We start from the raw sequence: 25,905 nt of genomic DNA on the forward strand, positions 1-25,905 counted from the left end.
GGTATTAGCAAGGGATATTGTATTATTTTTATATATTTTTAAATAATTTTACACTTCTAATTGCTCTTTTTCCACCGTGTTTTCTGTTTCAATATTTTCTTGTTCAACTGTTAGAATAATATTATCGTATTTCTTCAATCCGGTTCCTGCAGGTATAATATGACCCATGATAACATTTTCTTTTAATCCACCTAAAGTATCGACTTTAGCAGAAATTGCAGCATTTGTGAGCACTTTGGTTGTTTCTTGGAAAGATGCCGCTGATAAGAAGCTTTCTGTTGATAATGCTGCTTGCGTAATTCCTAATAAAATATTTCCAAATGTAGCTGGTTCAGCTTCTCTTATTTCTATTTTACCTTTGTCTTTACGCGTTAATTCCGTATTTAATTCTCTTAATTTACTCTTTGTTAATAAATCGCCAGTCATTAAACTTGAATCACCAGGATTCTCTACAACAACCATAGATTTCACTTTATCATTTTCTTCAATAAATTTGATTCTGTTGACTAAATCTTCTTCAATAAACAATGTATCACCTGAAGAAATAACTTGCAGTTTCTGCAACATTTGTTTTACTATAACTTCAATGTGCTTATCATTGATTTTAACACCCTGAAGCCTGTAAACGTCCTGAATTTCATTTACTAAATATTCCTGAACCGCATTTGTTCCTTTAATTTTCAAAATATCATGCGGATCAATTGGACCATCGGTAATTTTTTCACCTGCAGGTATTTCATCGCCTTCTTGAACCAAAATATGTTTTCCATAAGAAACATTATAAACTTTTTGAATAGATCCGTCAAAAGATTCTACTATTATTTCTCTTGATCCTTTTTTTCTTGCTCCGAATTTTACAATACCTTCAATTTCCGAAACTACTGCCGGATCATGCGGACTTCTTGCTTCGAAAAGTTCTGTTACTCTTGGTAAACCGCCTGTGATATCTCTTGATTTTGAAGTTGATTTAGAAATTTTTGCCAATATTGTACCGGCTTCAACTTTTTCACCTTCATCTATTGCCAAATATGCATTGGTCGGTAAGTTAAATAACTTTTCACTTCCGTCTTCAGCAGTAATTTTAATACTTGGTGTTAAATTTTTATCCTTTGACTCGATTACAACTTTTTGAACGTGACCGGTTTGTTCATCGGCAACCTGCTGTATTGTAATGTTATCTACAAAATCTGAAAAAGAAACTCTACCGGCAACGTCAGTCAAAATTACAGCATTATACGGATCGTGATTGTACAGAGCTACTCTTTTCTTAACAACTTGACCTTCATTAACGAGCAGTTCTGAACCGTACGGAATATCATATTTCTTTATTTGACGGTTATCATCATCGTAAATTCCGATTGAGCCTCTACGACCGGTAACAACTTTAACAACTCCTCTAAAATCTTGCTTTTCAACGTAACTAATTCTATCAAATTGAACTTTTCCATCAACACTTGATTCAACTTGCGATTGACTTGCAATACGTGATGAAGTACCGCCAAGGTGGAAAGTTCTTAATGTAAGCTGGGTACCCGGTTCACCGATTGACTGAGCCGCAACTATTCCAACAGCTTCGCCGATATCGGCAATATTTCCCGTTGTTAAATTTCTTCCGTAACATTTTGCACAAACACCGCGTTTAGATTCACATGTTAATACAGTTCTTATATATACAGAATCAATGTTTGCTTCATCTATTTTTTCAGCTATTTCTTCAGAAATTAATTCGCCAGCTTCAATCAACAATTCATCCGTTTTGGGATCATAAACATCTTCTTGAGTTGTTCTACCAATAATTCTTTCTGCTAATGGTTCTCGTTCAAGTTCAACATCTTTTAATGCTGAAACATAAACGCCTCTAATAGTACCGCAATCTAGTTCAGAAATAATAACGTCTTGAGCTACGTCGCAAAGTCTTCTTGTCAAATAACCCGCGTCAGCAGTTTTTAATGCAGTATCTGCCAAACCTTTTCTAGCTCCGTGGGTAGAAATAAAGTACTCGAGAACGGATAGTCCTTCTTTAAAATTTGCTACAATTGGATTTTCAATAATTTCACCAGACTGCCCCGTTAAGCTTTTTTGAGGTTTCATCATCAAACCTCTCATTCCAGCCAACTGACGAACCTGTTCTTGAGAACCTCTCGCACCGGAATCAACCATCATATGAAGAGAATTAAATCCATGCTGATCTACTTTGATTTTTTCCATCAACAATTTACTTACATCGTTTGTAGTATGCGTCCAAACGTCGATAATTTTATTATATCTTTCAGCATCAGTTATCAAACCTTGTTCATGTTCATCTAAAATAGATGTAACTTTTTTATTAGAATCATTTATCAAAGTTTTCTTTTCATCCGGTACAATCATATCGCTAAAGCTAATTGAAATTCCTGCTTTTGTTGCATACTTAAATCCTAAATCTTTCAAGTTATCAAGGAATTTTGATGTTACTTCATTTCCTAACCTAATAAACATTTTATAAATAAAACCGCTGAATACTTTTTTAATCAATAATTCATTGAAAAACTGCATTTCTTTTGGAACAATTTGATTAAAGATTACACGTCCGGTTGTTGTTTCAATAAACTTACCGTCAAATTTATATTTGATCTTTGCATGCAGATCCAATTCTCCGGCATTGTAAGCAATAATTACTTCTTTTTCACTGCTATACATTGAGCCTTCACCTTTTGCTCCGGCTCTAACTTTTGTAAGATAGTAACATCCTAAAACGATATCCTGCGTTGGAACAACAATCGGACTTCCGTTTTGAGGAGATAAAATATTATGACTTGAAAGCATTAAAACTGAAGCTTCCAATTGAGCTTCATAAGAAAGCGGAACATGCACGGCCATTTGATCACCATCAAAATCCGCATTGAAAGCAGTACAAACCATAGGGTGAAGCTGAATGGCTTTACCATCTATTAATTTTGGCTGGAATGCTTGAATTCCAAGTCTATGCAATGTTGGAGCACGGTTTAATAATATTGGATGACCAACAATTAATTTTTCCAAAATATCCCATACAATCGATTCTTTTCTATCAACAGCTTTTCTAGCACTTTTTACCGTTTTATAATATCCTCTATCAAGCAGTTTTCTAATAATGAATGGTTTAAATAATTCAACCGCCATATCTTTAGGAAGACCGCATTCGTGCAGTTTTAGTTCAGGCCCAACTACAATAACTGAACGGCCCGAATAATCAACTCTCTTACCAAGAAGGTTCTGTCTAAATCTTCCTTGTTTCCCTTTTAGCATATCGCTTAAGGACTTTAAAGGACGATTTCCATCGCTTCTTACAGCGCTTGAACGTCTTGAATTATCGAACAAAGCATCAACTGATTCTTGAAGCATTCTTTTTTCATTTCGCAAAATCACTTCTGGAGCTTTAATATCGATTAATCTCTTAAGACGGTTATTTCTAATAATAACTCTTCTATAAAGATCATTTAGATCACTTGTAGCAAATCTTCCGCCTTCCAATGGAACTAATGGTCTTAATTCCGGAGGAATAACAGGAATTACACTCAATACCATCCATTCAGGTTTATTTGGAACTTTGCCTTCATATTCTCTAAAAGCTTCTAAAACTCTTAGTCTTTTTAAAATATCCGCACTTTTTTGCTGTGATGTTTCGGTTTTAAGCTCAGCTTTTAATTCTCTAAATGTTTTTTCAACATCCACGCCTCGCAGCAAATGTCTGACTCCGTCACCACCAATTTTTGCAACAAACTTCTTAGGATCATCATCTTCTAATGAATCATTATCATGCGGTAAAGAATTAAGAATTTCAAAATATTGGTCTTCAGAAATCAAATCCTTATGATTTAATCCTGTTACGCCGGGGTTAATTACGGCATATGACTCGTAATAAATGATTTTTTCTAAATCTTTAGTTTTCATTCCAATAATATTTCCAATTTTGGAAGGCAATGATTTGAAAAACCATATATGAACAACCGGAACCGCAAGACTAATATGACCCATTCTTTCGCGTCTAACACTTTTAAGAATTACTTCAACACCGCAGCGATCGCAAACTATTCCTTTATATCTAATACCTTTATATTTTCCGCAAGCACATTCCCAATCCTTAACAGGTCCAAAAATTTTCTCGCAGAAAAGTCCATCTTTTTCGGGTCTAAACGATCTATAATTTATTGTTTCCGGTTTAGTTACTTCTCCATGTGAACGAGATAGTATATCGTCCGGACTTGCTAAACTTACTGTTAGTTGATCAATATGCTTTATTTTAGCTTCTTGATTTCTAAATCTCATTAAACTTTCTCCTTAAAACACAAATAATTAGTTTTAATTAGTTCACTTTAATATCAAGGCCAAGACCTTGAAGCTCTTTAATTAACACATTAAATGATTCAGGCACATTTGGTTTGCCTAAATTTTCACCTTTAACAATTGCTTCATAGGTTTTTGCTCTACCTGAAACATCATCACTCTTAACAGTCAAAATTTCCTGCAAGATATGAGCAGCGCCGTAACCTTCAAGCGCCCAAACTTCCATTTCACCAAATCTTTGACCACCGAATTGTGCTTTACCGCCAAGTGGCTGTTGTGTAATTAATGAATATGGTCCAATTGATCTTGCGTGTAATTTGTCTTCAACCATATGACCTAATTTTAGCATATAAATAAATCCGCAGGTAACTTTTTGGTCAAATTTTTCGCCTGTTCTTCCGTCACAAAGAGTAGCCTTACTTCCAACAGGTAAATTAGCTTTTTGTAAAAACTCGTCAACGTCTGTATAATTTGCTCCATCGAAAATCGGAGTTTCAAATTTAAGACCTAATCTTTTACCAACCCAGCCTAAGGCTGTTTCATAAAGCTGACCAAGGTTCATACGAGATGGTACGCCGAGAGGGTTTAGAACTATATCTACAGGAGTTCCATCTTCATGATAAGGCATATCCTCTACAGGTACTATTTTAGCTACAACACCTTTGTTACCGTGTCGTCCGGCCATTTTATCACCAACTGAAAGTTTTCTCTTTTTAGCAACGTAAACTTTTGCTAATTGAACAATTCCTGGAGGTAATTCATCGCCGCTTTGGATATTTGTTTTTTCTCTTTTAAATTCTTCATTTATATCTGAAAGCACATTAAAATAATTTACAAATACTTTCTTAACTAATTTATTGTCTTTTGTATCTTTATACCAATCTTGTGTATAATCTAATTTTGCTACATCAGCAATTCCCGGGAAAGTAGAATCTTTAATTGCTGTTCCACTTCTAAGAACTACAGATCCATCAAGATCTCTAATACCAATAGTGGTTTTACCTTCACCAATTTTAGTAAGTTTTGCAACTAATTTATTGTAATGATTCTCAGTTGCGTCTTGATTTTTTCTTTCGAGCATTTCAATTTCTTTTTTCTCTATCTTTTTTGCTTCTGCATCTTTTTTCTTTCTGCTGAAAAGACGAGTTTTAATTACAATACCTTTTAATCCGGGAGGCGCTTTCAATGATGCATCTTTTACATCGCCGGCTTTATCACCAAATATTGCTTTAAGCAGTTTTTCTTCTGGCGTTGGGTCGGATTCACCTTTAGGTGTAATTTTACCAATTAGAATTTCGCCTTCTTGAACAATTGCACCTTCTCTAATAATTCCATTTTCATCCAAATTTCTTGTTGCTTCTTCGCTCACGTTTGGAATATCACGAGTTAATTCTTCTTCACCTCGTTTTGTTTCTCTTACTTGAAGTTCAAATTCTTCAATGTGTACTGAAGTAAACGCGTCTTCAGAAACTAATTTTTCACTTATAATGATAGCATCTTCAAAGTTATATCCATTCCAAGGCATGAACGCAACTGATACGTTTCTGCCGAGTGCAAGTTCACCACCTTGAATTGCAGGTCCATCAGCAAGAACGTCTCCTTTTTTAACTTTTTGACCAATCTTTACAACTGGTATTTGGTTAAAACAAGTTTCCTGGTTAGTACCTGTAAACTTTGTCAATATATATTCAATTCTTCTTTCATCATCAAAATTTGTTATTGCTTCTTCACTATCAGGGTCAATTTCATATTTTACAATAATTTTTTTTGCATCAACATAATCAACAGTACCGGTATCTTCGGCTACAACAACTGATCTTGAATCATGAGCTACAATTTGCTCCATTCCAGTACCAACAATTGGCGCTTGAGGTTTCAATAACGGAACTGCTTGACGCTGCATGTTAGAACCCATTAACGCACGGTTAGCATCATCATGTTCCAAGAATGGAATTAAAGCCGCACCAGCGCTCACTATTTGAGAAGGGGCAACGTCCATAAAGTGTACTTGGTCAGGAACTACAACAGGAAATTCACCTTTATAACGGCATTTTACTCTTGGATTTACAAATTCGCCTTTCTCAGTAATCGGTGCATTAGCCTGAGCAATAGTAAATGCATCTTCTTCATCAGCATTCAAATAATGAACTTCTTTTGAAACTTTACCATCTTTAACTTTTCTGTATGGTGTTTCCAAAAAGCCATAACTGTTAACTCTTGAATAAATTGTCAACGAAGATATAAGACCAATATTCGGACCTTCAGGAGTTTCAATAGGACATAATCTTCCATAATGTGAATGATGAACGTCACGGACTTCAAATCCGGCTCTTTCTCTTGTCAATCCACCGGGACCTAAAGCCGAAACTCTTCTTTTATGTGTAAGTTCGGACAATGGATTTGTTTGATCCATAAATTGTGAAAGCTGGTTGGTGCCAAAAAAAGCATTAATAACACTGCTCATAGTTCTAGCGTTTACCAAATCCTGAGGCTGCATGTTTTCGGTATCGCGCATATTCATACGTTCTTTAATTGTACGAGCCATTCTTGCCAAGCCAACATTATATTGCTGCATTAACTGCTCGCCAACTGTTCTTACTCTTCTGTTTCCCAAATGATCAATATCATCAACATTTACATTACCGCTTTTTAGTTTAATGATACTCGCCATAATAGCAACAATATCTTCTGGTGTAAGCACGGTAATGTTAAGCGCTATATTTAAATTCAATTTATCATTCATTCTAAATCTGCCAACTTCGCCTAAATCATATCTCTTTTCATTGAAAAATAATTTATCTATCAAAGCTTCAGCAGTATCAATATCTGGTGCTTCACCGGATCTTAATTGTCTATAAATAGCAAAAAGAGCTTCTTCTTTTGTTTTGGAAGTATCTTTTCTCAATGTATTAAGAACTAAATTTTGATCTTGATTAGTAACAAGATTAATCAACTTAATATTTTTTATTCCTGAATCTTTTAGATTTTCTATAATTTCTTCGGTTAATTCATCATCTTTAGCGACAAAAATTTCACCAGTCGATGTATCAATTAAATCTTCAGCGGATAATCTTCCAACATAAGATTCATCCAGTTCACTAATTTTTGTTTCAACAACAAGATTAAATAAGTTTAGAATTTCTTCATCTGTTGTATAATTAATTGCTCTTAACAATGTTGTTGCAGGAAATTTTTTCCTTCTATCAATATAAACATACATTACATGATTTATATCAGTTGCAAATTCAACCCATGAACCTCTGAAAGGAATAATTCTTGCAGAGTAAATTGGTGTTCCATTAGGGTGAACTGATTGAGAAAAAGCAACGCCAGGTGACCTATGTAATTGGCTTACAATTACACGTTCAGCACCATTTATGATAAATGTTCCGCTTTCGGTTAAAAATGGTAAATTGCCCAAATAAACGTCTTGTTCTACTGAATTTACATATTCCTCTGTTTCATCGTCTTTTGTTGATAATCTTAGCTTAGCTTTTAACGGCGCAGCATAAGTTAAACCTCTTTCTTCACATTCATTAATGGAATATCTTGGTTTCTCTATATTATAACTGATAAAATCAAGACGATAAAATTCTTTATTGTCAAAAATCGGAAAATTTGAAATAAATGTTGCCTGCAACCCTTTGTTCTCTCTTTTTTCAGAAGGAATACCCAATTGCAGAAACTCTTCAAATGAATCTAATTGAACATTTAATAAATCGGGAATTTCAACCGTAGGAGCAATGGAGGCAAATGTTATACGATTATTTTTCTTGTTAATTTTGTGTTTCTCCAAGCCGATACCTCTCAAAAGAATTAAACTAAAAATTTGTTTTTAAATGCACGAAAGTGGTAATGCGATTTTCCACATTACCACTTCGAATATTTTGGAATAATTTGTTAAGAAATTTTACTTAAGCTCAACAGTTGCACCTGATTCTTCCAGTTCTTTCTTAATTTTTTCAGCTTCATCTTTTGAAACACCTTCTTTTACCACACCTGGTACAGCTTCAACTAAATCTTTAGCTTCTTTTAATCCAAGTCCGGTATGAGCTCTAACAACTTTAATAACATTAATTTTTTTATCGCCAAAACCTGTTAATACAACATTAAATTCGGTTTTTTCTTCAACCACAGCAGCCGCATCACCAGCTGGAGCAGCACCGGCTGCCATCATCATTGGAGCAGCAGCTGTAACTCCAAATTCATCTTCCAATGCTTTCTTTAATTCTGATGCTTCTACTAATGTAAGTGCTTTAATTTTTTCAACAATTTCAGCTATTTTCTCAGACATTTTTTTATCTCCTATCGATTTCTATCTTTAATTTCAAATAATTATGCAGCTTTTTTCTTGCTTATTTCGTCAACAACGCTGACTAAATCTCTTAATACTGCGTTAATTGCGCCAACAATACCGGATGCAGGAGCAGCTATACTTCCAATAATAGAAGCCATAGTTTCTTCTTTTGTCGGCATGGATGCAAGATTTTCTAATTGTTCTGCACCATAAAACTGTGTTTCAATATAACATCCTTTGAACGAAAATTTGTTCTTATCTTTGCTATATTTTTTAATGATTTTTGCCGGAGCAACATAGTTATCACTTGCAAAAGCAATCCCTATCATTCCAATTAAAAGCGGTTCGAATTTTTCATATCCGCCTTTTTCTTTAAGAACACGTTTTACAAATGTATTTTTAAATACTTTGTATGTTACGTTTTCTTTTCGAAATTCTCGTCTAAGATGATTTATGTCTTCCACGTTTACCCCGGAATAATCAACGAGGTACATTGCAGTCGACTTTTCTAATAGATTTGAAATTTCGGACATGCTTTCTAGTTTTTGATTCTTATCCATCTTTTACCTAATTCAATAATTCAAAAATAAACAATGAAGCGATTGTTTATATCTATTTTTTGAGTGCGTAATTCTTATTTATAATTTGCTAATACTTCATCTTTTGCAATTTGAAGTCCGGGACCCATAGTACTACTTAAGAATAAACTCTTAACATAAGTTCCTTTTGCCGATGATGGTTTTAGCTTAATAATTGTTTTTAAAAATTCTTTTACATTATCAACTAGCTGATCTTCAGTAAATGATAATTTGCCTAATGATGCGTGTACAATTCCAGTTTTATCAACTCTAAAATCAATTTTACCGGCTTTTACTTCCTTAACAGCCTTTGCTACATCAGGTGTTACCGTTCCAGTTTTCGGGTTCGGCATAAGTCCTCTTGGGCCCAAAATTCTTCCCAATTTTCCCAATTCTGCCATAGCGTCCGGTGAGGCAATTATAACATCAACGTCTGTCCAACCTTCTTTAATCTTTTCTAAATATTCTTCAAACCCTGCATATTCTGCACCTGCATCCAAAGCTTCTTTTGCTTTAGGTTCTTTGGTAATCACAAGTACTCTTACTTTTTTACCTGTACCGTGAGGCAGAGAAACCGTTCCTCTAACCATTTGATCTGCATGCTTAGGATCAACGCCAAGTCTTATTGCACAATCTAAAGATTCAGTAAACTTAACACTGCTAACCTCTTTAAGAGCTTTAATGGCATCTTCCAAAGAATATTCTTTAGCAATTTTTACATTTTCTTTTATTTTTTTTACTCTTTTAGATACTTTCATTGTAGTCCAACGTTTAATTATTTTACTGTTATACCCATACTTCTTGCCGTACCGGCGATCATACTTTTGCATGTTCAACGTCATTTGCATTAAGGTCAGCCATTTTTGTTTCTGCTATTTCCTGTACTTGAGCATCAGTAACAGTTGCGACTTTAGTTTTATTTGGTTCGGCAGATCCTCTTTCAATTTTTGCAGCTTTTTTCAATAAAACTGCAGCGGGAGGAGTTTTGGTAACAAAAGTAAAACTTTTATCGGAAAATACAGTAATAACAACAGGAATAATTAACCCGGATTTATCAGCAGTTCTTGCATTAAACTGCTTACAAAATTCCATGATATTAACACCTTTTTGACCTAATGCTGGTCCTACAGGCGGTGAAGGGTTTGCCGCACCAGCCGGGATCTGCAATTTAATATAACTATCAATTTTCTTAGCCATTTTTTAAACCTAATTTATTTTTCTAATTCTGCTTGAACAAAATCAATTTCAACAGGAGTTTTTCTGCCAAATATTGAAACTAATACTTTAATTTTCAATCTATCTTCGTTAACTTCTTCAATAACGCCAGAGAAGTTATTAAACGGACCATCAATAATTTTAACGTAATCTCCAGATCTAAAAATGGTGTCTGTTCTTTCAGTTTCTTCATCCTTAGAAATTCTACCTACAATTCTTTTAACTTCGTCCGGTTGTAAAGGATTTGGTTTTTTCTGTCCTCCTAAAAATCCCATTACGGAAGGAGTATTTGAAATAAAATCTAAAACCTTATTATCCAGTTCGGCTTTAATTAGAATGTAGCCAGGAAAAAAGTTTTTTGTTTTTGTTCGTTTCTTTCCGTCTTTAACTTCAAAAACTTTTTCAACAGGAACAAGAACTTCTTCAATTCTAGCTTTCAACTCAGAATTATCAGCTAATTCTAAATCGATTATAGATTTTACTTTGTTCTCATGTCCGGAAAAAGTTCTAACAACGTACCATTTTGAGTTCGTATTTTCCAATACTAAAATATCCCTTGAAATAACTTAATAACACCCATATCAACAATATAAGTAAACAATGCTATGATCAAACAAACAACGATTACAATTGTGGTTGACTCTTTCAACTCTTGCTGAGTCGGCCAAGTAACTTTTTTCATTTCTTTAACTACACCGTTGAAAAACTCTATTATTTTCTCTTTCATATCGCAATTTTATTTGGTTGCACGTCAGGAGGGACTCGAACCCCCAGCCTGCGGTTTTGGAGACCGCTGCTCTACCAATTGAGCCACTGACGTATTATTTAGTTTCCTTGAAAATTACATGTTTTCTAACAACAGGGTCATATTTTTTAAATTCAACACGACCGGGATGATTTCTTTTATTCTTTGTGGTGGTATATCTGTATCCGGTTTTAGCTGTACTTTCTAAAATAATATTTTGTCTAGCATTTTTAGTCTTTGCCATTTTTTCCTCAAAAATAACTACTTATACAAATTTTTGTCTGTAGAGCTGACGACCGGGATTGAACCGGTGACCTCATCCTTACCAAGGATGTGCTCTACCAACTGAGCTACGTCAGCTTGAAAAAGTAGAGAAAATTTAAAAAACAAAAATCCCCAGATCGCTTGAGCGGGGGACGAGGTTCGAACTCGCAACCAACAGCTTGGAAGGCTGTGACTCTGCCAATTGAGTTACCCCCGCTTAAAAAATAATGGGGAAAAGTGGGCGGCGAGGGATTCGAACCCCCAAAGGCGTTCGCCAACGGATTTACAGTCCGCCCCGGCTCTCCAACTCCGGCGTCCGCCCAAATTCATCAGTACATTTTTTTCAAGTCTATAAACTTATGATTCCTTTTTTTAAAAAGCAAGAATTCTGCCAAAAGAAAATACTATTTTTTTCTAAAAATTGATAAAATTTCATAATAATTTTTATTTTTGCCCAATTTTTTTGTAAAATTTGATATTTCTTTGCTAATGATTCCATAATTCCCTGTCTAAACTTCTGTACTGAATTGCCTCGCTAACGTGATTAGCTAAAATGTTTTCTGATCCTTCAATATCCGCGATTGTTCTGCTTACTTTCAAAATCCTATCATATGCTCTTGCCGATAGACCTAATTTGGTCATTGCCATTTTCAACAGATTTGCTCCGCTTTCATCCAAATTGCAATATTTTCTGACTTCTTTTGATCCCATATCAGCATTATTAAAAATAAAACTATTGGATTCAAATCTTTGATTTTGTTTTTTCCGCGCGTCTACAACACGTTCTCTAATTTTTGTGGATTTTTCGCCATTATCATCAGATGACAATTCTTTATACTTTACTGCGGGGACTTCAATGTGTATATCAATTCTATCTAATAATGGACCTGAGATTTTTGACATATATTTTTGAATCATACCCGTATTACATGTACATTCCTTATTTGGATCAGTGAAATATCCGCACGGGCAAGGATTCATAGCCGCGACCAACGTTACATTTGCCGGAAATTCCAAAGACATTTTTGATCTGCTAATTGTAACATTTGAATCTTCTAATGGCTGGCGCAGTACTTCTAAAACATTTTTTTTAAATTCGGGTAATTCATCTAAAAATAAAACTCCATGATGGGCAAATGAAACTTCACCTGGTTTGGGAAATGATCCTCCACCAATTAATGCAGCATCGGAAACCGTATGATGCGGGCTTCTGAACGGTCTTTCGGTAATGAGTGCTTTTTCTTTTGACAGAATTCCAGCAATTGAATGTATTTTTGTCGTTTCCAAAGCCTCTTCAAATGTTAGGGGAGGTAGAATTGTAGGAAATCTTTTTGCGAGCATTGTTTTACCTGAACCGGGAGGTCCGATCATTAAAATATTATGTCCGCCGGCAGCGGCAATCTCTAATGCCCTTTTTACATTTTGCTGCCCTTTCACATCAGAAAAATCTAAATGATATGAATTTACTTCAGAGAATATTTCATCTAAATTAGTTTTTACCGGTTCAAATTTTTTTTCGGAATTTAAAAATTCTACAACTTCCGTTAGGCTATTAAAACCATAAACATCCAGATCATTAACAATTGAACATTCCTTAACTGAATCTAAAGGAACAATTAAATTTTTAAAGCCTCTTTTTTTTGCTTCAACCGCAATTGAAAGTCCTCCTTTTATTCTGCGAAGTGTACCATCCAAAGCCAATTCGCCTAAAATTATTGAAGAAGTAATTTTTTCTTCATCATTTATGCTGCCGAAAGCGGCAAGTAAACCAACCGCAATCGGTAGATCAAAAGAACTGCCTTCTTTTTTTATATCTGCAGGAGCAAGGTTAATTGTGATTTTTTTCAACGGAAATTCAAATCCGCTGTTTTTTATTGCAGCAGAAACTCTTTCTCTGCTTTCTTTAACCGCGTTATCGGGTAAGCCTACAATTGTAAAAGAAGGAATTTGCTTTTCACAATTTGTTTCCACTTCCAAAATAAAAGCGTCAATTCCGTATGTAGCGGCTGAAAATACTTTAGATAACATTTTGTCAGTTTGATATTGTTAAAATTTAAATTTATACAATTTAGATTTATTTTGCCAATATCATTTTTTTTGCGGCATGAGTTTGAGCAGATTTTACTTCATAAAAATATATTCCGGAAGGCAAATTTACTGCTTTAAATTCAAATGAGTGCAAACCTTTTGTTAAATAACCTTTGTGCAATTGTGCAATTTTATTGCCTACCAAATCAAAAACATTAACTTCAAATTCAGAGGGAATTACAACATCAACATAAATGGTTGTAACAGGGTTAAATGGATTTGGATAATTCTGCTTTAATTTAAATTCCTCTATGTTTTTATTTCCGATTTTTACTTCACCCGAATAGACTTCCGTACCGTCTTTGTTTATTTGTTTCACTCTGTAAAACGCAACGTCATTTTGCAATAACAGATCATCAGTATAATAATAAATCTTAAGGGGATCATCATCAGCCATTATTTTATAAATACTTTTAAAACCGCTTTTATTTGTGGATTTCTCAACGATAAATTCTTTTGCAACATAATATTCCTGAACGTACCAAACTATTGAATTATATGATGAACCTATTGTAACGGTTAATTTGGGTGATTTGGAAAAAATCGGCGCGGTAGATCTTTTAAAATCATAAGCGGTTGTTTGAATTTTATATTGAGAATTTTTATTATTGTTGGTTATTTCCGAACTACTATCAAAATTTAATTTTAAAATAAAGTTAGAACTGTCCGCGTCGTAATTAAGAAAATGTTTATTGTCAAATGCTTCACTAAGACTATTGTTAAATTTTGATAATCTTATTCTATCAATTTCCAATACATTAACTGAATTTTGATTTTCAAATTTGAATGCATAAGTCTCTTTGAATTTAATATTCGGAATAAATTTAGAAATCATAAGCTTTGAATTAATGTATGAGTTAACTTTAACTCCTCCATTTTTTTTGCTTATTTCAATAACAAAATAATTCCAAGTTGAATTAGGAATGAAAATATCATTTTTCGCAATATCGTTTTTATCATAAACAGTTGAAGCAAATCCTAGATCGCTTTTACTTAGTTCAAATAAATTGTAATTATTAGATAAATTTTTAATTGTAAAAATGTTATCTGATTTTGAATTTGCTTTCATCCAAAACTCAAATAAAATTGGAATTTCTTCTTCAGTATTTATAAAATCTATTTCAAAACTTGTCGAACTTCTTAACGAAAGACAATTTCCGGCAACTTCTTGAACTTCGTAAAAATTTAAGGGATGTTCATTTTGCAATTTTTTCTTAAATGAATTGCTGCTCTTAACAATATTGCCTTTGTAAAAAATTATTTCATCATTAATTGTGCTTTTTCCGGAAATTTTACATTCAAAAACTATCTGATAAGGAAGATTTGCCTTTATAGGATTGTTTTTTGTGTTTATTAAAACAGAAAAATCATTTTGGTTTGAGTTCGAGTAACTCAATTTTAATGGAATTCTTACATCGTTAGAAATTAAATAGCCGAAAGAAATATCCACATAATCTAATTTGCCGAAATTTAACTTTATAGAGTTTTGAGGTTTTTCATTAAACTTAAAAATAGCGGAAGTTTCAAATGAATTTCCGGCAACAACAAATTCAGGATAATCAATTCTTAACATCGATGGTTCTGATTGTCCAAAAATTTGAAGTATGGAAATATTTAATAAAATAAAAAAACGTAAAATTTTTATCATAGGCACAAAAAATCTTAATAAAATTTAATAATTAGCAATTTATAAATCTACTTTTAATTAAATATTTATGTTTTTAGAAGATATGAGGACCGAAGATAAATTTTCGGGATTTAGTAAAATTTGAGAATAGTTCAAAATATCATTTTTTGAAACGGCGTCAATTTCCGCGATAGATTCTTCAAGAGTTTTTATTTTGTCAAAATACATTAAAGAATTTCCCATTCTCATCATTCTGTTGGATGTACTTTCCAAACTCATTTGAACATGACCTTTAATATATTCTTTTGCGCTCTGCAGTTCTTTATCAGTTACGCCTTTTTGAAGCAATTTATCAAATTCAATTTCGACTATCTTTTTGGCTTTTTTCAATGAACTTTCATTCGTTGAAAAATAAACTCCAAATGTAGATATATCGTAAAAGGAATTCATAAATGAATTTATTTGATATGCGATTCCATTTCTTTCACGCAGACTTAAAAATAATCTTGAACTGCTGCCTTCACCTAAAATGTTAGTTATCAGATTACTTATTGCTCTGTCTGTATTTACATATCCATAAGTAATTCCGCCAAAAATTAAGTGTGCCTGGTTAATATCTTTTTGGACAAAAAGATCATTTACTTTTTTAGGATTAAATGACTTTCTTATTTTCCTTTTTCCGGATTTTAACTTATAAATATATTTATTTGTTAGTTTAATAAGCTGTTCATGATCAATATTTCCCGAAGCAATAATATAAAAATTATTAATTGAGTAATGTTCATCAATATATTTAAGTAAATCGTTTTGTTTAAATTTGGAAATGTTTTCTTCTGTTCCAATAATCGGGAACTCCAATTTATTTCCCGCAAAAATATTTGTTTCGAACTTATCAAAAATCAATTCTTCGGGAGAATCTTCAATATCATATAATTCATCAATTACTACTTTCGATTCTTTCGCCAATTCTTTTGGAAGAAATAATGAATCTTGGATCATGTCTGATAATACTGAAAATGTTTTTTCAATATTTTTAGTCATTCCCCGTCCGTAAAAGCAAGTATGTTCTTTTGATGTAAAGGCATTTAAATAACCACCGAGAGATTCAATATCCTTGGATATTCGGCTCGCGCTTCGTTTTTTGGTACCTTTAAAAAACATATGTTCTATAAGGTGACTAATTCCATTCGTATCTTTTGTTTCATCTCTTGAACCAACATTAAACCAAAAACCTAAAGAAAAAGAATTTACGTGTTCAATTTTTTCGGAAGCGATTCTAATTCCGTTGGATAATTTGGTAACGTTATAAATATTCAATAATTTCCTCTTTATAGTTATATACATTGAAGCCGGAAATAATCCGGCTTGAAGTTAAAATTTATTTAATGAAAATTTAATTTTCAAATTTATCAATATATTTTTGAAAAAATTCTCCGATGGCGTTATAAGCTTTTTCTAATATTTGCTCATTCGGAAGGAAAACTAATCTGAAATGATTCGTGCCGGGCACTTGTCCAAAACCCGTGCCGGGCACTACAACAACACCTGTTTCTTTAATCAACTCAGCAACAAAATGATTATCTGAATTTGTAATCTCCAATTTTGGGAAAGCATAAAAAGCACCTTCAGGTTTTACACAAGAAATTCCCGGAATTGCATTAAGCATTTCAACAGTCATATTTCTTCTGCTTGTAAGCTTTTTCATAGCGGTTTCTAAATGATCTTGAGGACCTTCCAATGCTCCAACAATTGAATATTGTTCGGGATGATTTGCCGATAACCGCGAACGAAGAATTTTGTTTATTGCTTCTATATAATCTTTTAATCTATCTTTATTCCCGGAAATAATTCCCCAGCCGATTCTAAATCCCGGAACCATATAATTTTTAGACAAGCCGCCGAAAGTAATTACCGGAACTTCATTGTTTAACGATGCAATTGATGTGTGTTTGACTCCATCCATCAAAAGTTTATCATAAATTTCATCCGCAAAAATTACGAGATTGTGTTCAAGCGCTAAATCAACAATTTGTTTTAACGCTTCCAAACTATAATTTGATCCGGTAGGATTATTTGGATTGATCAAAACGATAGCTTTTGTTTTATCATTTATTTTACTTTTTATATCTTCAACATCAGGCTGCCAATTATTTTTTTCATCTAAATAATATGGGTTTTCAAACATTTGAAGTTTGCTTTGAATTGCCGTATACAACGGATATCCGGGCGTTGGAGTAAGAATATTTTCTCCTTGATTTACCAATGAAGTAAGACAAATATCAATTGCTTCACTCGCGCCGGTAGTAATAAAGACATCTTGAATATTAGTGATGCCTTTTTTCTCCGCATTTTTAATAATTGCGTCTAAAGCCGGTTTAATTCCCGATGATGGAGAATAGCCGTTATGATTAGCGAGCATTGCTTTATAAGTATCTTCAATCATATGGCGAGGTGGTTCAAAATCATAAATATTCGGATCGCCAATATTTAGATACAACATTTCTTTCCCGGTTTTGGCAACTTCATTTGCAACCAAAAGAATATCTCTTACTGCGTATGTAATATTATTTGTTCTAACAGCGGCAGCTATTTTATTCATCCCAATTTCCCAAATTTTAAAAATCAACTATGTCAAATTACTTTATTGGCAACTTTTAATCAATTGATAAAGATAAACAAAAAATCCCATCGAATTGATGGGATTAAAGTTAATTTTTATTGCAGCTTATTATAAATTTGCTTTCGGTTTATATATGACACCTTTATTTTTTTGTCCGCTAATTTTTGTTACTAACGGCAAATCGAATCTTAAATGTCTTGTAAATGTATATTCCTCAATTGATTCTTTTAGCGCAAGCCATTCCCAATCAATAAAACATTCGGTTGAAGTTTCACCTATTGTAAAATATCCGACTCCAAAAGAAGTAATATTATGGAAAAAATGTGAACCTTGCGAAGGTGTTACGCTAAAATCTTTAAACCCGGCTTCAATAATTACCGAAGCTCCGGAAATTTGATCCCACGTAACCGGAATACCAAGCCAAGGATCGGTACTTCCCCATCTGCCCACTCCGATTAAAATATATGGTCTTTTTGCCGACACGAGTTTTTCATTTATTTTGGCAATTTCATATGCAATTTCTTTGCTTTTACTTCTTTCAAATTTTTCTCTGTCTACTACAACAATATCTTTAATATTATCATAAATTCCATCGCCAAGAACCTGCTTGGTTGAACAAAGCATTTCATCTTTGTTAACTTCTTGGAATTCTATATTGCTGGCTTCGCGCGTCATTACCATTGGTCTCATCTGTAGAATTGCAAACTCTTTAAGTTCTCCTTTAGGCAGCGACATATTTAACGCAAATTCAATTTCAACTTGTGTTCCCATACCGTAAGTTCCGAAATTTAAGATAAGCTCTAGAATTTGCGGAAGCGGAAATATATTATGTTTGAGAATTGGCGCGAATGTTACAACTCTTGTTCCGGGTCGAGAAATTCCATCATAAACTGCTTCATTTTCGGGTGAATATGTTGATCCTGTGTAAAACAATGTATTATCTTTTTCTGCTATTTCTAAATCATATTGATGCACCAAGTTATTCGGAATTTCGTTTGCTCCGGCATATAATTTCCCATTGGCATTTAATGCATAAAAATTTTGCTGAGCATTTTTAATTGTCTCCCTCGTTGTAAAATACTGCATCAAATGCTTAGGATATTTTGGACAAAATCTAACAGTGTTTCCGCCCTCAACAACTGTTTTGCCAAGCCCCAACGCAACCAATGCTATTCCATCCTGCGATTTTTGCGGACCTATAGGATAAAAATTGTATGATTTCGCGACTCCAGAAATATCGGGATAAAATCTTTGATTATGCTGAGAGCCGACTAACTTTTGAATAATTACAGCCATTTTTTCTTCTTCTAAACGATATGAAGTGGCTTTTAAGTAATCCTTTGCCTTTTTCAAGAATGTTGACGCGTAAACTAATTTTATAGTTTGAATAAGCTCATCCAATCTTGTGTCAAGATCATTATCTTTATTTGGAATCATGTATGTTTGATAAACACCGGCAAAAGGCTGAAATTGCGAATCTTCGAGCAGGCTTGAAGATCTTACCGCAAGCGGAGTTTTGATTAAACTTAAAACTTCAATTAACTTAAGAATTACTTCGCTCGGAAATTTTTCAGATTCTAGAAATCTTGCAATAATTTTCTGATCATCTGTTTCATTTATTGCAAAATTTAACAAATCATTTTCTTCCAAAAAACTATCAAATACATCCGTAGCAAGAACAACAGCGCTTGGAACGTAAATTTCAACACCTTCAAATTTATTTTCTATATCGTAATTAACAATAAGAGAATTTATAAATCCCAATCCGCGCGCTTTTCCGCCAAGCGATCCGCTTCCAATTCTTGCAAAACTATTTTTGGGATCAAAGGTTTCGCGGTCAAATTCAGTTACTGTTCCTCTTTGCCTAAGTTCTTGATATGTTTTTATAGTTGAAATAAGATCATTTCGTAATTCCGTTATAGAGCTGAAATCCGTTATTTTTTTCGGCCTGAAGTGCTGTGCCAGCCAAAATTCAGTTCTTGCTTTTAACCAATTTGAAAAATGATTTCTTTCCGAATGAAACATTACACATTCATCGGGCACAACGGCTAATTGCTCTTCCAATGATTTTAAGTTTTTTGCTCTACCGACTTCGGTTCCATCCGGCATTTTGAAAATAAAATCGCCGAATCCGAAATGTGTCATTAAAAATTTCTTTAAATCGGCAAGAAGTGTAGGTGACGTTTTTTGAAGGAAAGATGCTTGAATTTCTTTTGCCATTGAAGCGTGATCCGCTTGACTTGACTGTAATAATATCGGAATATCTTCCTGAAGTTCTTTTACTTTCTTCGCGAACTTTAAACCTGCTTCGGGATCTTTAACTCCATTGTGAGGAAAGTTTACATCGGAAATTATTCCTAGAATATATTTTTGATATTTAACAAAATAATCCCATGCTTCTTCATAAGTTGTACACAAAAGGATTTTAGGACGCGCGCGCATTCTTAAAAATCTATGCGATGTATTTACGCCTTCGGAAATCAATCTTTGGGATTGCTTAAATACTTGTGTATAAATCAAAGGTAAAAAAGTAGAATAAAACTTTACGTCATCTTCAACTAAAATTATTGCCTGTACGCCAACAACAGAAGTATCATTTTCAATATTTTTCTTATCTTCAATATATTTTATTATTCCCATCAATAATCTGTAATCACCCTGCCAAATAAAAAATCTGTCAAAGATATGTGAATCCGGAGTATGTTTAATTTCCTTTCTTTCCTGATTATCATAAGCTAATAAGACAATTGGTATTTCGGTGTTTACTTTTTTCACGCGTTTTGCAAATTCAATGCAATGCATATCTTCTATGTGCATAGTAGTAATTACAAGATCGAAACTTCCTTTTGTCGAGACTAACTCAATTCCTTCAACACCGGTTGTAACGTGAATTATTTCCGGAGTATGACTTAAATTCAAAGAATGATATTCTTCACGAATTAATTCATAAAGTCTGCCGTCTTCTTCAAACAAATAATTATCATATAAACTAGAGACAAGCAGTATGTCTCTAATTTTATATTTCATAAGTTTTTGGAATTTTTTTAACCTGCTTCCAAAAACGTCTCTAACTTCACCACTTGTAATTTCTGTGTTTTCCATATTACTTTCTATAAAGTTATACTAAACCTTGGTCTAACATAGCGTCGGCTACTTTTAAGAATCCAGCAATATTTGCGCCGTTTACATAATTTCCAGGTGTTCCAAATCTATCAGCTGTAGTTATACAGGTATCGTGAATACGAACCATAATTTCGTGTAATCTTTTATCAACTTCTTCTCTTGACCATGGAAGTCTCATACTGTTCTGTGACATTTCCAAACCGGAAGTTGCAACACCGCCAGCATTTGATGCTTTTCCTGGAGCGTATAAAATTCCCGCTTCGGAAAATACTTTATATCCGCCAATAGTTGTCGGCATATTCGCGCCTTCGCAAACACACAAACAATTGTTATTAACTAAATTTTTAGCGTCCTGTTCATCAATTTCATTTTGGGTGGCGCATGGTAAAGCAACGTCCACTTTTACTTCCCATGGTCTTTTTCCAGCATGAAATTCAGCGCCGAATTCTTTTGCGTAATCTTCTACAATATCTTTATTGCTTGATCTCAGTTTTAACATATAATCAACCTTTTCACCGCTTACACCGTCTTTATCATAAATGAATCCATCAGGTCCGCTAAGCGTTACAACTTTTCCGCCTAATTCATTTACTTTTTGAACCGCTCCCCAAGCGACATTTCCAAATCCTGAAACAGCGACAGTTTTTCCGTCAAAAGTTGTATTTTTTGTTTTAAGCATTTCTTGCGCAAAATATACAACGCCAAATCCGGTTGCTTCGGGTCTAACCAACGAACCTCCCCAATTTAATCCTTTTCCGGTAAGAACGCCCGTAAATTCATTTTTCAATCTTTTGTACTGTCCGAAGAGAAATCCTATTTCTCTAGTTCCAACTCCAATGTCTCCTGCGGGAACATCTGTATTAGAGCCAATATGTCGGAATAGCTCAGTCATAAAACTTTGACAGAATCTCATAATTTCATTTTCACTTTTACCTTTGGGATTAAAATCGGAACCGCCTTTTCCTCCGCCCATAGGCAAAGTTGTTAAACTATTTTTAAATACTTGTTCAAATGCCAAAAACTTTAATATTCCCAAAGTTACAGAAGGGTGAAAACGTAAACCGCCCTTGTAGGGACCAATTGCACTGTTCATTTCAATTCTAAATCCGCGATTCACATGGATTTCACCTTGATCATCCATCCAAGGAACTCTGAACATTATTACTCTTTCAGGTTCAACCATTCTTTCTAATATTTTTGCTGATTGGTACTCCGGATGTCTTTCCAATACTAAATCTAAAGATTCTGTTACTTCTTCAATTGCTTGATGAAATTCAGGTTCGCTTGGATTTTTTGCTTTAACTTCGGCAATTATTTTTTTTACATATTCTGACATAAATCTCTCGCTAATATTTTTAAAATTTGTAATTAAAATATAGTTAGAATGCATATCCGTTCATTTTGAAAATCAAATTAATAATTTATTGAAATAGTAAGATTAGTATTTTGATTATTAATCGACATTTTATCCAAAAATAAATTTGATGCTTAGACTACCTATATCGGATATCTTAGTATGTTAAACTTAAGTGCATAAAATATGATTCGCAAGTATTTTTTATAAGTTCTAATGGTAAAAGTATAATTATATTTTTGCAGAAATGTATAAAAAAAACCCGCTATGCGGGTTTATAAATTGTGAAAAAATGTAAACATTATTTTGTTAAAATCATTTTTTTTATTTGACTAAATTTACCAACCGTTAATTTATAAAAATATATTCCGCTTGTATATTTACTTCCGTCAAATTCAATTTTATAAATACCCGGCAGTTTTTCCTCGTTTACCAAAGTCGAAATTTTCTGACCTAAAACATTATAAACATCAATGACAGCTTTTTGCGGTCGAACTAAATTATTTTCAGGAATTGTAAATTTTATCATTGTGATTGGGTTAAATGGATTTGGATAATTTTGTTCCAAACTAAAAATCTTAGGAATTTCTATATTAACTTCAATTTCTTTAGAATATTCAAATTTTCCATCAATATCAATTTGTTTTAATCTGTACCAATATTTTCCTGAATTTAATGATGAAATATCTTTGTAAAAATAATTTTTTGGCGAATTGCTGTTTCCATGCCCGTTTATAAAATCGATTTTTTTCCAATTACTGTTCAAAGAACTAACAGCCGTCTCAGCGGAAAACGCATTTTTTCTTTCTATTTCAAAACCATAATTATTCATTTCGGTTGCGGTTTGCCATTGTAATTCTACCGTGCTTTCATTTGCCGTTGCAGTAAATGATGTAAGTTCAACCGGAAGCGGTGCTTGACCCCAACTTGTTGCAATTCTAAGTCCATCTAATATAACATCAAATGAAGAATTGCCTTGTCTTAAAGCTATACCTCCAACTTCAGATAAATCGGTAGCATTGTCAGAGGTAACTAAATCAGCTGATGGTTCACTACCACTTAAATCAGGATTTATGAATAACTCAATTACATCGTTTGATGATCCGGAATTAATAGTGTACTTTAAAACAAGTAAATATGTTGTATTAGTAGAATATGAAAATGGTGTATATTCTGTCTCACTTAAATTTGTTCCTGCTTTACTTATTCCAAATGCAAAATTGCTTGTATCACGTTTAATGAATAATCTTCCCTTCATTGTCCCAGAAGTTGAGTTTACAATGCCAACAAAATACTCACCATCTATGGCATTAGTGACAGAATTAAAATTAACCAGAAAAGAGAAGTAAACCGAACCCGAAGTTTGTGCCGTAAAAGTTTTTTTTACATCTTCACTAGTTGAAACTTGTCCTATTATTTCTATTGAGTTACCAATATTCGATGAAACATAATCCGGATATTCTAAATTCCCAGAAACAATATAAATAGGTGTTCCGGTTTCGCCGCTGTATGCTACCCAACCATTATCAGAAAGCTTTTCGCCGACGGTATAATTAAATTCTTCTACTAACAGTTGGGGGTAAATATTAGAAAATAATAACAATAATAAGAATGTAATAGTTTTTTTCATTACACCTCCTATGATTTATGTTAAATTATGCTTAATGTTTGATTATATAAAAATCCAAAAAATTTTAATCATTTGAACTTTTATTAATGATAATAAATAATTCTGATAATATCAAATGAATTTTTAACTATTTTTAATTCATTAATTTTAGTTTCAATTAATATTTAAGAAGTGAAATTTTGGCGCGGATATTTAATTATTTTTTTTTGTCAGTGTTATCTGAGGGTTTTTATACATTACAAGTTCAGCTTTATTATTCTTCGCTGTTTTGTAACTATCGCTTACATACCACCAATCTGATGGAATTTCAATTGTATATTTACCTTCGGTTTTATTCACTTTTTCAATAATGAATTTTGCGATACTTTCAGGCATATTTAGTACTACTTTTAAATTGCTTGAATTACTAAAGTAAGTTTCAACTCGCATTCCATTGGCTCTTGGTGTGTAAAAAATGGAATCCGAGTTTTTTGCTTGGAGAACAACAGTGAATGTATATAAGATAAGTTTTAAATCTAAAAATGGCGAGGAAACTCTTTCATACAGAGATTCTAATGCCAGCATTCCAATAATACCTTCATTTCTATTTCCGAATAGCTGCCATAAACCAGAAATACCCGGTTTACAATTTAATTTTTCTCTTTTATTATACAGCTCAGGTGATATTTTTTGTATGGTTTCCAAATCTTCAAGCATTAATGGCCGTGGACCTATTAAATCCATATCGCCGATAATTACATTCAGCATTTGGGGTAATTCGTCAAGACCTGTTGTTCTAAGCCATTTTGCAAATGCCGTAATGTCACTCCGAAGATTAGATTTTATAAAAATATCTTCTTCTGTATATTGCTTTATTTTTTCAAATGAGTTTTTAATTGTTCTGATTTTATAAATTTTAAATCTATGTTTTGTTAATGTCAATCCACGTTCTTGAATAAATATTGGGAAACTTCTGAATTCAATCATAATAATTAGACATACCAATAATAAGAATGGCAAAGTAATTATTAAAATAAGCGAGGCAAAAGCGATATTGAAAATTCTTTTCAGCATATTTTGATTAAAAAACGATTGACCATAATAAGTAATCCAAAATTAAAATTACTGCAGATGAAACCACAAATGACCTAATTGTTGATTTGCCCACTCCTTCAGCGCCGCCTTCTGTTCTAAATCCTATATGACAACCCAATAATGCGGTTACACCGCCAAATATCATTCCTTTAAACATTCCGAATAAAAAATCTCCCATAGTAAAGAATCGTGTTACCGATTCGAAAAAGACAGCATAACTGACATTTAAGTAAAAATTGGATACAAGATAAGCACCCAAAACTGCAATAACATTTGCAAATATGATTAAAATTGGAAGCATTATAATTGAAGCAAAAAATCTTGGCATCGCCAAATATCTTACCTGACTAATTCCCATAGTTTCCAAAGCATCCAATTGTTCTGTTACTTTCATAGAACCCAACTCTGCGGCAATTGATGCTCCAACTCTTCCCGCAATAATAATTCCGGTTAAAACCGGACCTAGTTCAGTTATTATTGCTCTGCTTGTTGCAGTTCCCAAAAATGAAATTGGCGCCAAACCTTTTAATTGATATGCGGCTTGCCAAGCTGCAACCGCTCCGGTAAAAATTGCAATAATAATCACCAAGGGCAGTGAACCGACTCCAATATGCTCCATTTGTGAAAAAACTAATTTTCTATTTTTAAATATTTTCGGAAAAAATCCGATTACTTTGAGTAAAAGAATTGAGACTTGTCCAAATTCTTGAAAGAAATTAATGATTTTTCTGCCAATATATGAAAACATTATTTCCAATAAACTTAAATTCAAATTTATATGCACTAAAAGATATTGATTTATTTGTAAAGTATTTAATTAAAGTTTAAATATCGAGCAAAGCTAATATTATTTTATCTATTCTCTAAAATAATAGAATTAAATTGACATATGTTTAAAATCGAACAGAATAGTGCATTTTTTTAAGTTGATATAGACAATATTTCTTTTATATTGTACATTTAGTATACAAATTTATGAAAAATT

At 33.0% G+C, this 25,905-nt stretch carries 17 protein-coding genes, 4 tRNA genes and 1 pseudogene; all 22 read right to left on the reverse strand.

Translation table 11 applies throughout. From position 1 onward, the window contains the following. Window positions 1–48 precede the first annotated feature (48 nt). Window positions 49–4,287: a DNA-directed RNA polymerase subunit beta' gene (gene rpoC, locus IPK06_08980; protein ID MBK7980119.1), complete on the reverse strand. Its 4,239-nt coding sequence runs from the start codon at window positions 4,285–4,287 to the stop codon at window positions 49–51. Between the two features lie 37 nt (window positions 4,288–4,324). Continuing rightward, complete coding sequence (gene rpoB, locus IPK06_08985; protein MBK7980120.1) at window positions 4,325–8,101, reverse strand: DNA-directed RNA polymerase subunit beta; 3,777 nt, start codon at window positions 8,099–8,101, stop codon at window positions 4,325–4,327. 114 nt (window positions 8,102–8,215) lie between these two features. Further along, the gene (gene rplL, locus IPK06_08990) at window positions 8,216–8,599 is read right to left on the reverse strand and encodes a 50S ribosomal protein L7/L12 (GenBank protein MBK7980121.1); all 384 of its coding nucleotides are present in this window, start codon (window positions 8,597–8,599) and stop codon (window positions 8,216–8,218) included. 41 nt (window positions 8,600–8,640) lie between these two features. After that, window positions 8,641–9,162, reverse strand: coding sequence for a 50S ribosomal protein L10 (locus tag IPK06_08995; GenBank protein MBK7980122.1), 522 nt, complete (start codon window positions 9,160–9,162; stop codon window positions 8,641–8,643). Between the two features lie 74 nt (window positions 9,163–9,236). After that, window positions 9,237–9,938 carry a 50S ribosomal protein L1 gene (locus tag IPK06_09000; GenBank protein ID MBK7980123.1) on the reverse strand — a complete coding sequence of 234 codons (702 nt, stop codon included), beginning with the start codon at window positions 9,936–9,938 and terminating at the stop codon, window positions 9,237–9,239. Between the two features lie 17 nt (window positions 9,939–9,955). Further along, window positions 9,956–10,377, reverse strand: a pseudogene (rplK, locus tag IPK06_09005) (50S ribosomal protein L11). Window positions 10,378–10,391: 14 nt separating this feature from the next. Beyond that, on the reverse strand, window positions 10,392–10,937 hold the full coding sequence (gene nusG, locus IPK06_09010; protein MBK7980124.1) for a transcription termination/antitermination factor NusG: 546 nt from the start codon (window positions 10,935–10,937) through the stop codon (window positions 10,392–10,394). A gap of 2 nt (window positions 10,938–10,939) precedes the next feature. Beyond that, a complete protein-coding gene (gene secE / locus IPK06_09015) occupies window positions 10,940–11,122 on the reverse strand; it encodes a preprotein translocase subunit SecE (protein MBK7980125.1) in 183 nt (60 codons plus the stop codon). 20 nt (window positions 11,123–11,142) lie between these two features. Further along, a tRNA-Trp gene (locus IPK06_09020) sits at window positions 11,143–11,215 on the reverse strand. A 1-nt stretch (window position 11,216) separates the two neighbouring features. Beyond that, window positions 11,217–11,384 (reverse strand): 50S ribosomal protein L33, encoded by a 168-nt coding sequence (rpmG, locus tag IPK06_09025; protein MBK7980126.1) that lies wholly within the window; start codon window positions 11,382–11,384, stop codon window positions 11,217–11,219. 43 nt (window positions 11,385–11,427) lie between these two features. Further along, window positions 11,428–11,500 (reverse strand) — tRNA-Thr (locus IPK06_09030). A gap of 48 nt (window positions 11,501–11,548) precedes the next feature. Then, window positions 11,549–11,621 (reverse strand) — tRNA-Gly (locus IPK06_09035). A 21-nt stretch (window positions 11,622–11,642) separates the two neighbouring features. Next, window positions 11,643–11,726: transfer RNA gene (locus IPK06_09040), tRNA-Tyr, on the reverse strand. Between the two features lie 164 nt (window positions 11,727–11,890). Continuing rightward, a complete protein-coding gene (locus tag IPK06_09045; GenBank protein MBK7980127.1) occupies window positions 11,891–13,432 on the reverse strand; it encodes a YifB family Mg chelatase-like AAA ATPase in 1,542 nt (513 codons plus the stop codon). 46 nt (window positions 13,433–13,478) lie between these two features. Continuing rightward, window positions 13,479–15,140 (reverse strand): T9SS type A sorting domain-containing protein, encoded by a 1,662-nt coding sequence (locus IPK06_09050; GenBank protein ID MBK7980128.1) that lies wholly within the window; start codon window positions 15,138–15,140, stop codon window positions 13,479–13,481. A gap of 57 nt (window positions 15,141–15,197) precedes the next feature. Continuing rightward, the gene (locus IPK06_09055; protein MBK7980129.1) at window positions 15,198–16,436 is read right to left on the reverse strand and encodes an insulinase family protein; all 1,239 of its coding nucleotides are present in this window, start codon (window positions 16,434–16,436) and stop codon (window positions 15,198–15,200) included. 76 nt (window positions 16,437–16,512) lie between these two features. Then, a complete protein-coding gene (locus IPK06_09060) occupies window positions 16,513–17,718 on the reverse strand; it encodes an aminotransferase class I/II-fold pyridoxal phosphate-dependent enzyme (protein ID MBK7980130.1) in 1,206 nt (401 codons plus the stop codon). 129 nt (window positions 17,719–17,847) lie between these two features. Beyond that, window positions 17,848–20,766 (reverse strand): histidine kinase, encoded by a 2,919-nt coding sequence (locus IPK06_09065; protein ID MBK7980131.1) that lies wholly within the window; start codon window positions 20,764–20,766, stop codon window positions 17,848–17,850. Window positions 20,767–20,857: 91 nt separating this feature from the next. Beyond that, window positions 20,858–22,198, reverse strand: a complete 1,341-nt coding sequence (gene gdhA / locus IPK06_09070; GenBank protein ID MBK7980132.1) for an NADP-specific glutamate dehydrogenase — start codon at window positions 22,196–22,198, stop codon at window positions 20,858–20,860. 319 nt (window positions 22,199–22,517) lie between these two features. Beyond that, window positions 22,518–23,846, reverse strand: a complete 1,329-nt coding sequence (locus IPK06_09075; GenBank protein MBK7980133.1) for a T9SS type A sorting domain-containing protein — start codon at window positions 23,844–23,846, stop codon at window positions 22,518–22,520. A gap of 192 nt (window positions 23,847–24,038) precedes the next feature. Continuing rightward, window positions 24,039–24,899: a sugar transferase gene (locus IPK06_09080; protein MBK7980134.1), complete on the reverse strand. Its 861-nt coding sequence runs from the start codon at window positions 24,897–24,899 to the stop codon at window positions 24,039–24,041. Window positions 24,900–24,906: 7 nt separating this feature from the next. After that, window positions 24,907–25,668: an ABC transporter permease gene (locus IPK06_09085; protein MBK7980135.1), complete on the reverse strand. Its 762-nt coding sequence runs from the start codon at window positions 25,666–25,668 to the stop codon at window positions 24,907–24,909. Window positions 25,669–25,905: the final 237 nt, after the last annotated feature.

This window comes from Ignavibacteriota bacterium (assembly GCA_016713565.1).
GTDB lineage: Bacteria > Bacteroidota > Ignavibacteria > Ignavibacteriales > Melioribacteraceae.

Coding starts and splice junctions, on each gene's coding strand:
- rpoC (MBK7980119.1), bottom strand. CDS start 4,287: ATGAGATTTAGAAATCAAGAAGCTAAAATAAAGCATATTGATCAACTA.
- rplL (MBK7980121.1), bottom strand. CDS start 8,599: ATGTCTGAGAAAATAGCTGAAATTGTTGAAAAAATTAAAGCACTTACA.
- IPK06_08995 (MBK7980122.1), bottom strand. CDS start 9,162: ATGGATAAGAATCAAAAACTAGAAAGCATGTCCGAAATTTCAAATCTA.
- IPK06_09000 (MBK7980123.1), bottom strand. CDS start 9,938: ATGAAAGTATCTAAAAGAGTAAAAAAAATAAAAGAAAATGTAAAAATT.
- secE (MBK7980125.1), bottom strand. CDS start 11,122: ATGAAAGAGAAAATAATAGAGTTTTTCAACGGTGTAGTTAAAGAAATG.
- rpmG (MBK7980126.1), bottom strand. CDS start 11,384: ATGGCAAAGACTAAAAATGCTAGACAAAATATTATTTTAGAAAGTACA.
- IPK06_09045 (MBK7980127.1), bottom strand. CDS start 13,432: ATGTTATCTAAAGTATTTTCAGCCGCTACATACGGAATTGACGCTTTT.
- IPK06_09050 (MBK7980128.1), bottom strand. CDS start 15,140: ATGATAAAAATTTTACGTTTTTTTATTTTATTAAATATTTCCATACTT.
- IPK06_09060 (MBK7980130.1), bottom strand. CDS start 17,718: ATGAATAAAATAGCTGCCGCTGTTAGAACAAATAATATTACATACGCA.
- IPK06_09065 (MBK7980131.1), bottom strand. CDS start 20,766: ATGAAATATAAAATTAGAGACATACTGCTTGTCTCTAGTTTATATGAT.
- gdhA (MBK7980132.1), bottom strand. CDS start 22,198: ATGTCAGAATATGTAAAAAAAATAATTGCCGAAGTTAAAGCAAAAAAT.
- IPK06_09075 (MBK7980133.1), bottom strand. CDS start 23,846: ATGAAAAAAACTATTACATTCTTATTATTGTTATTATTTTCTAATATT.
- IPK06_09080 (MBK7980134.1), bottom strand. CDS start 24,899: ATGCTGAAAAGAATTTTCAATATCGCTTTTGCCTCGCTTATTTTAATA.
- IPK06_09085 (MBK7980135.1), bottom strand. CDS start 25,668: ATGTTTTCATATATTGGCAGAAAAATCATTAATTTCTTTCAAGAATTT.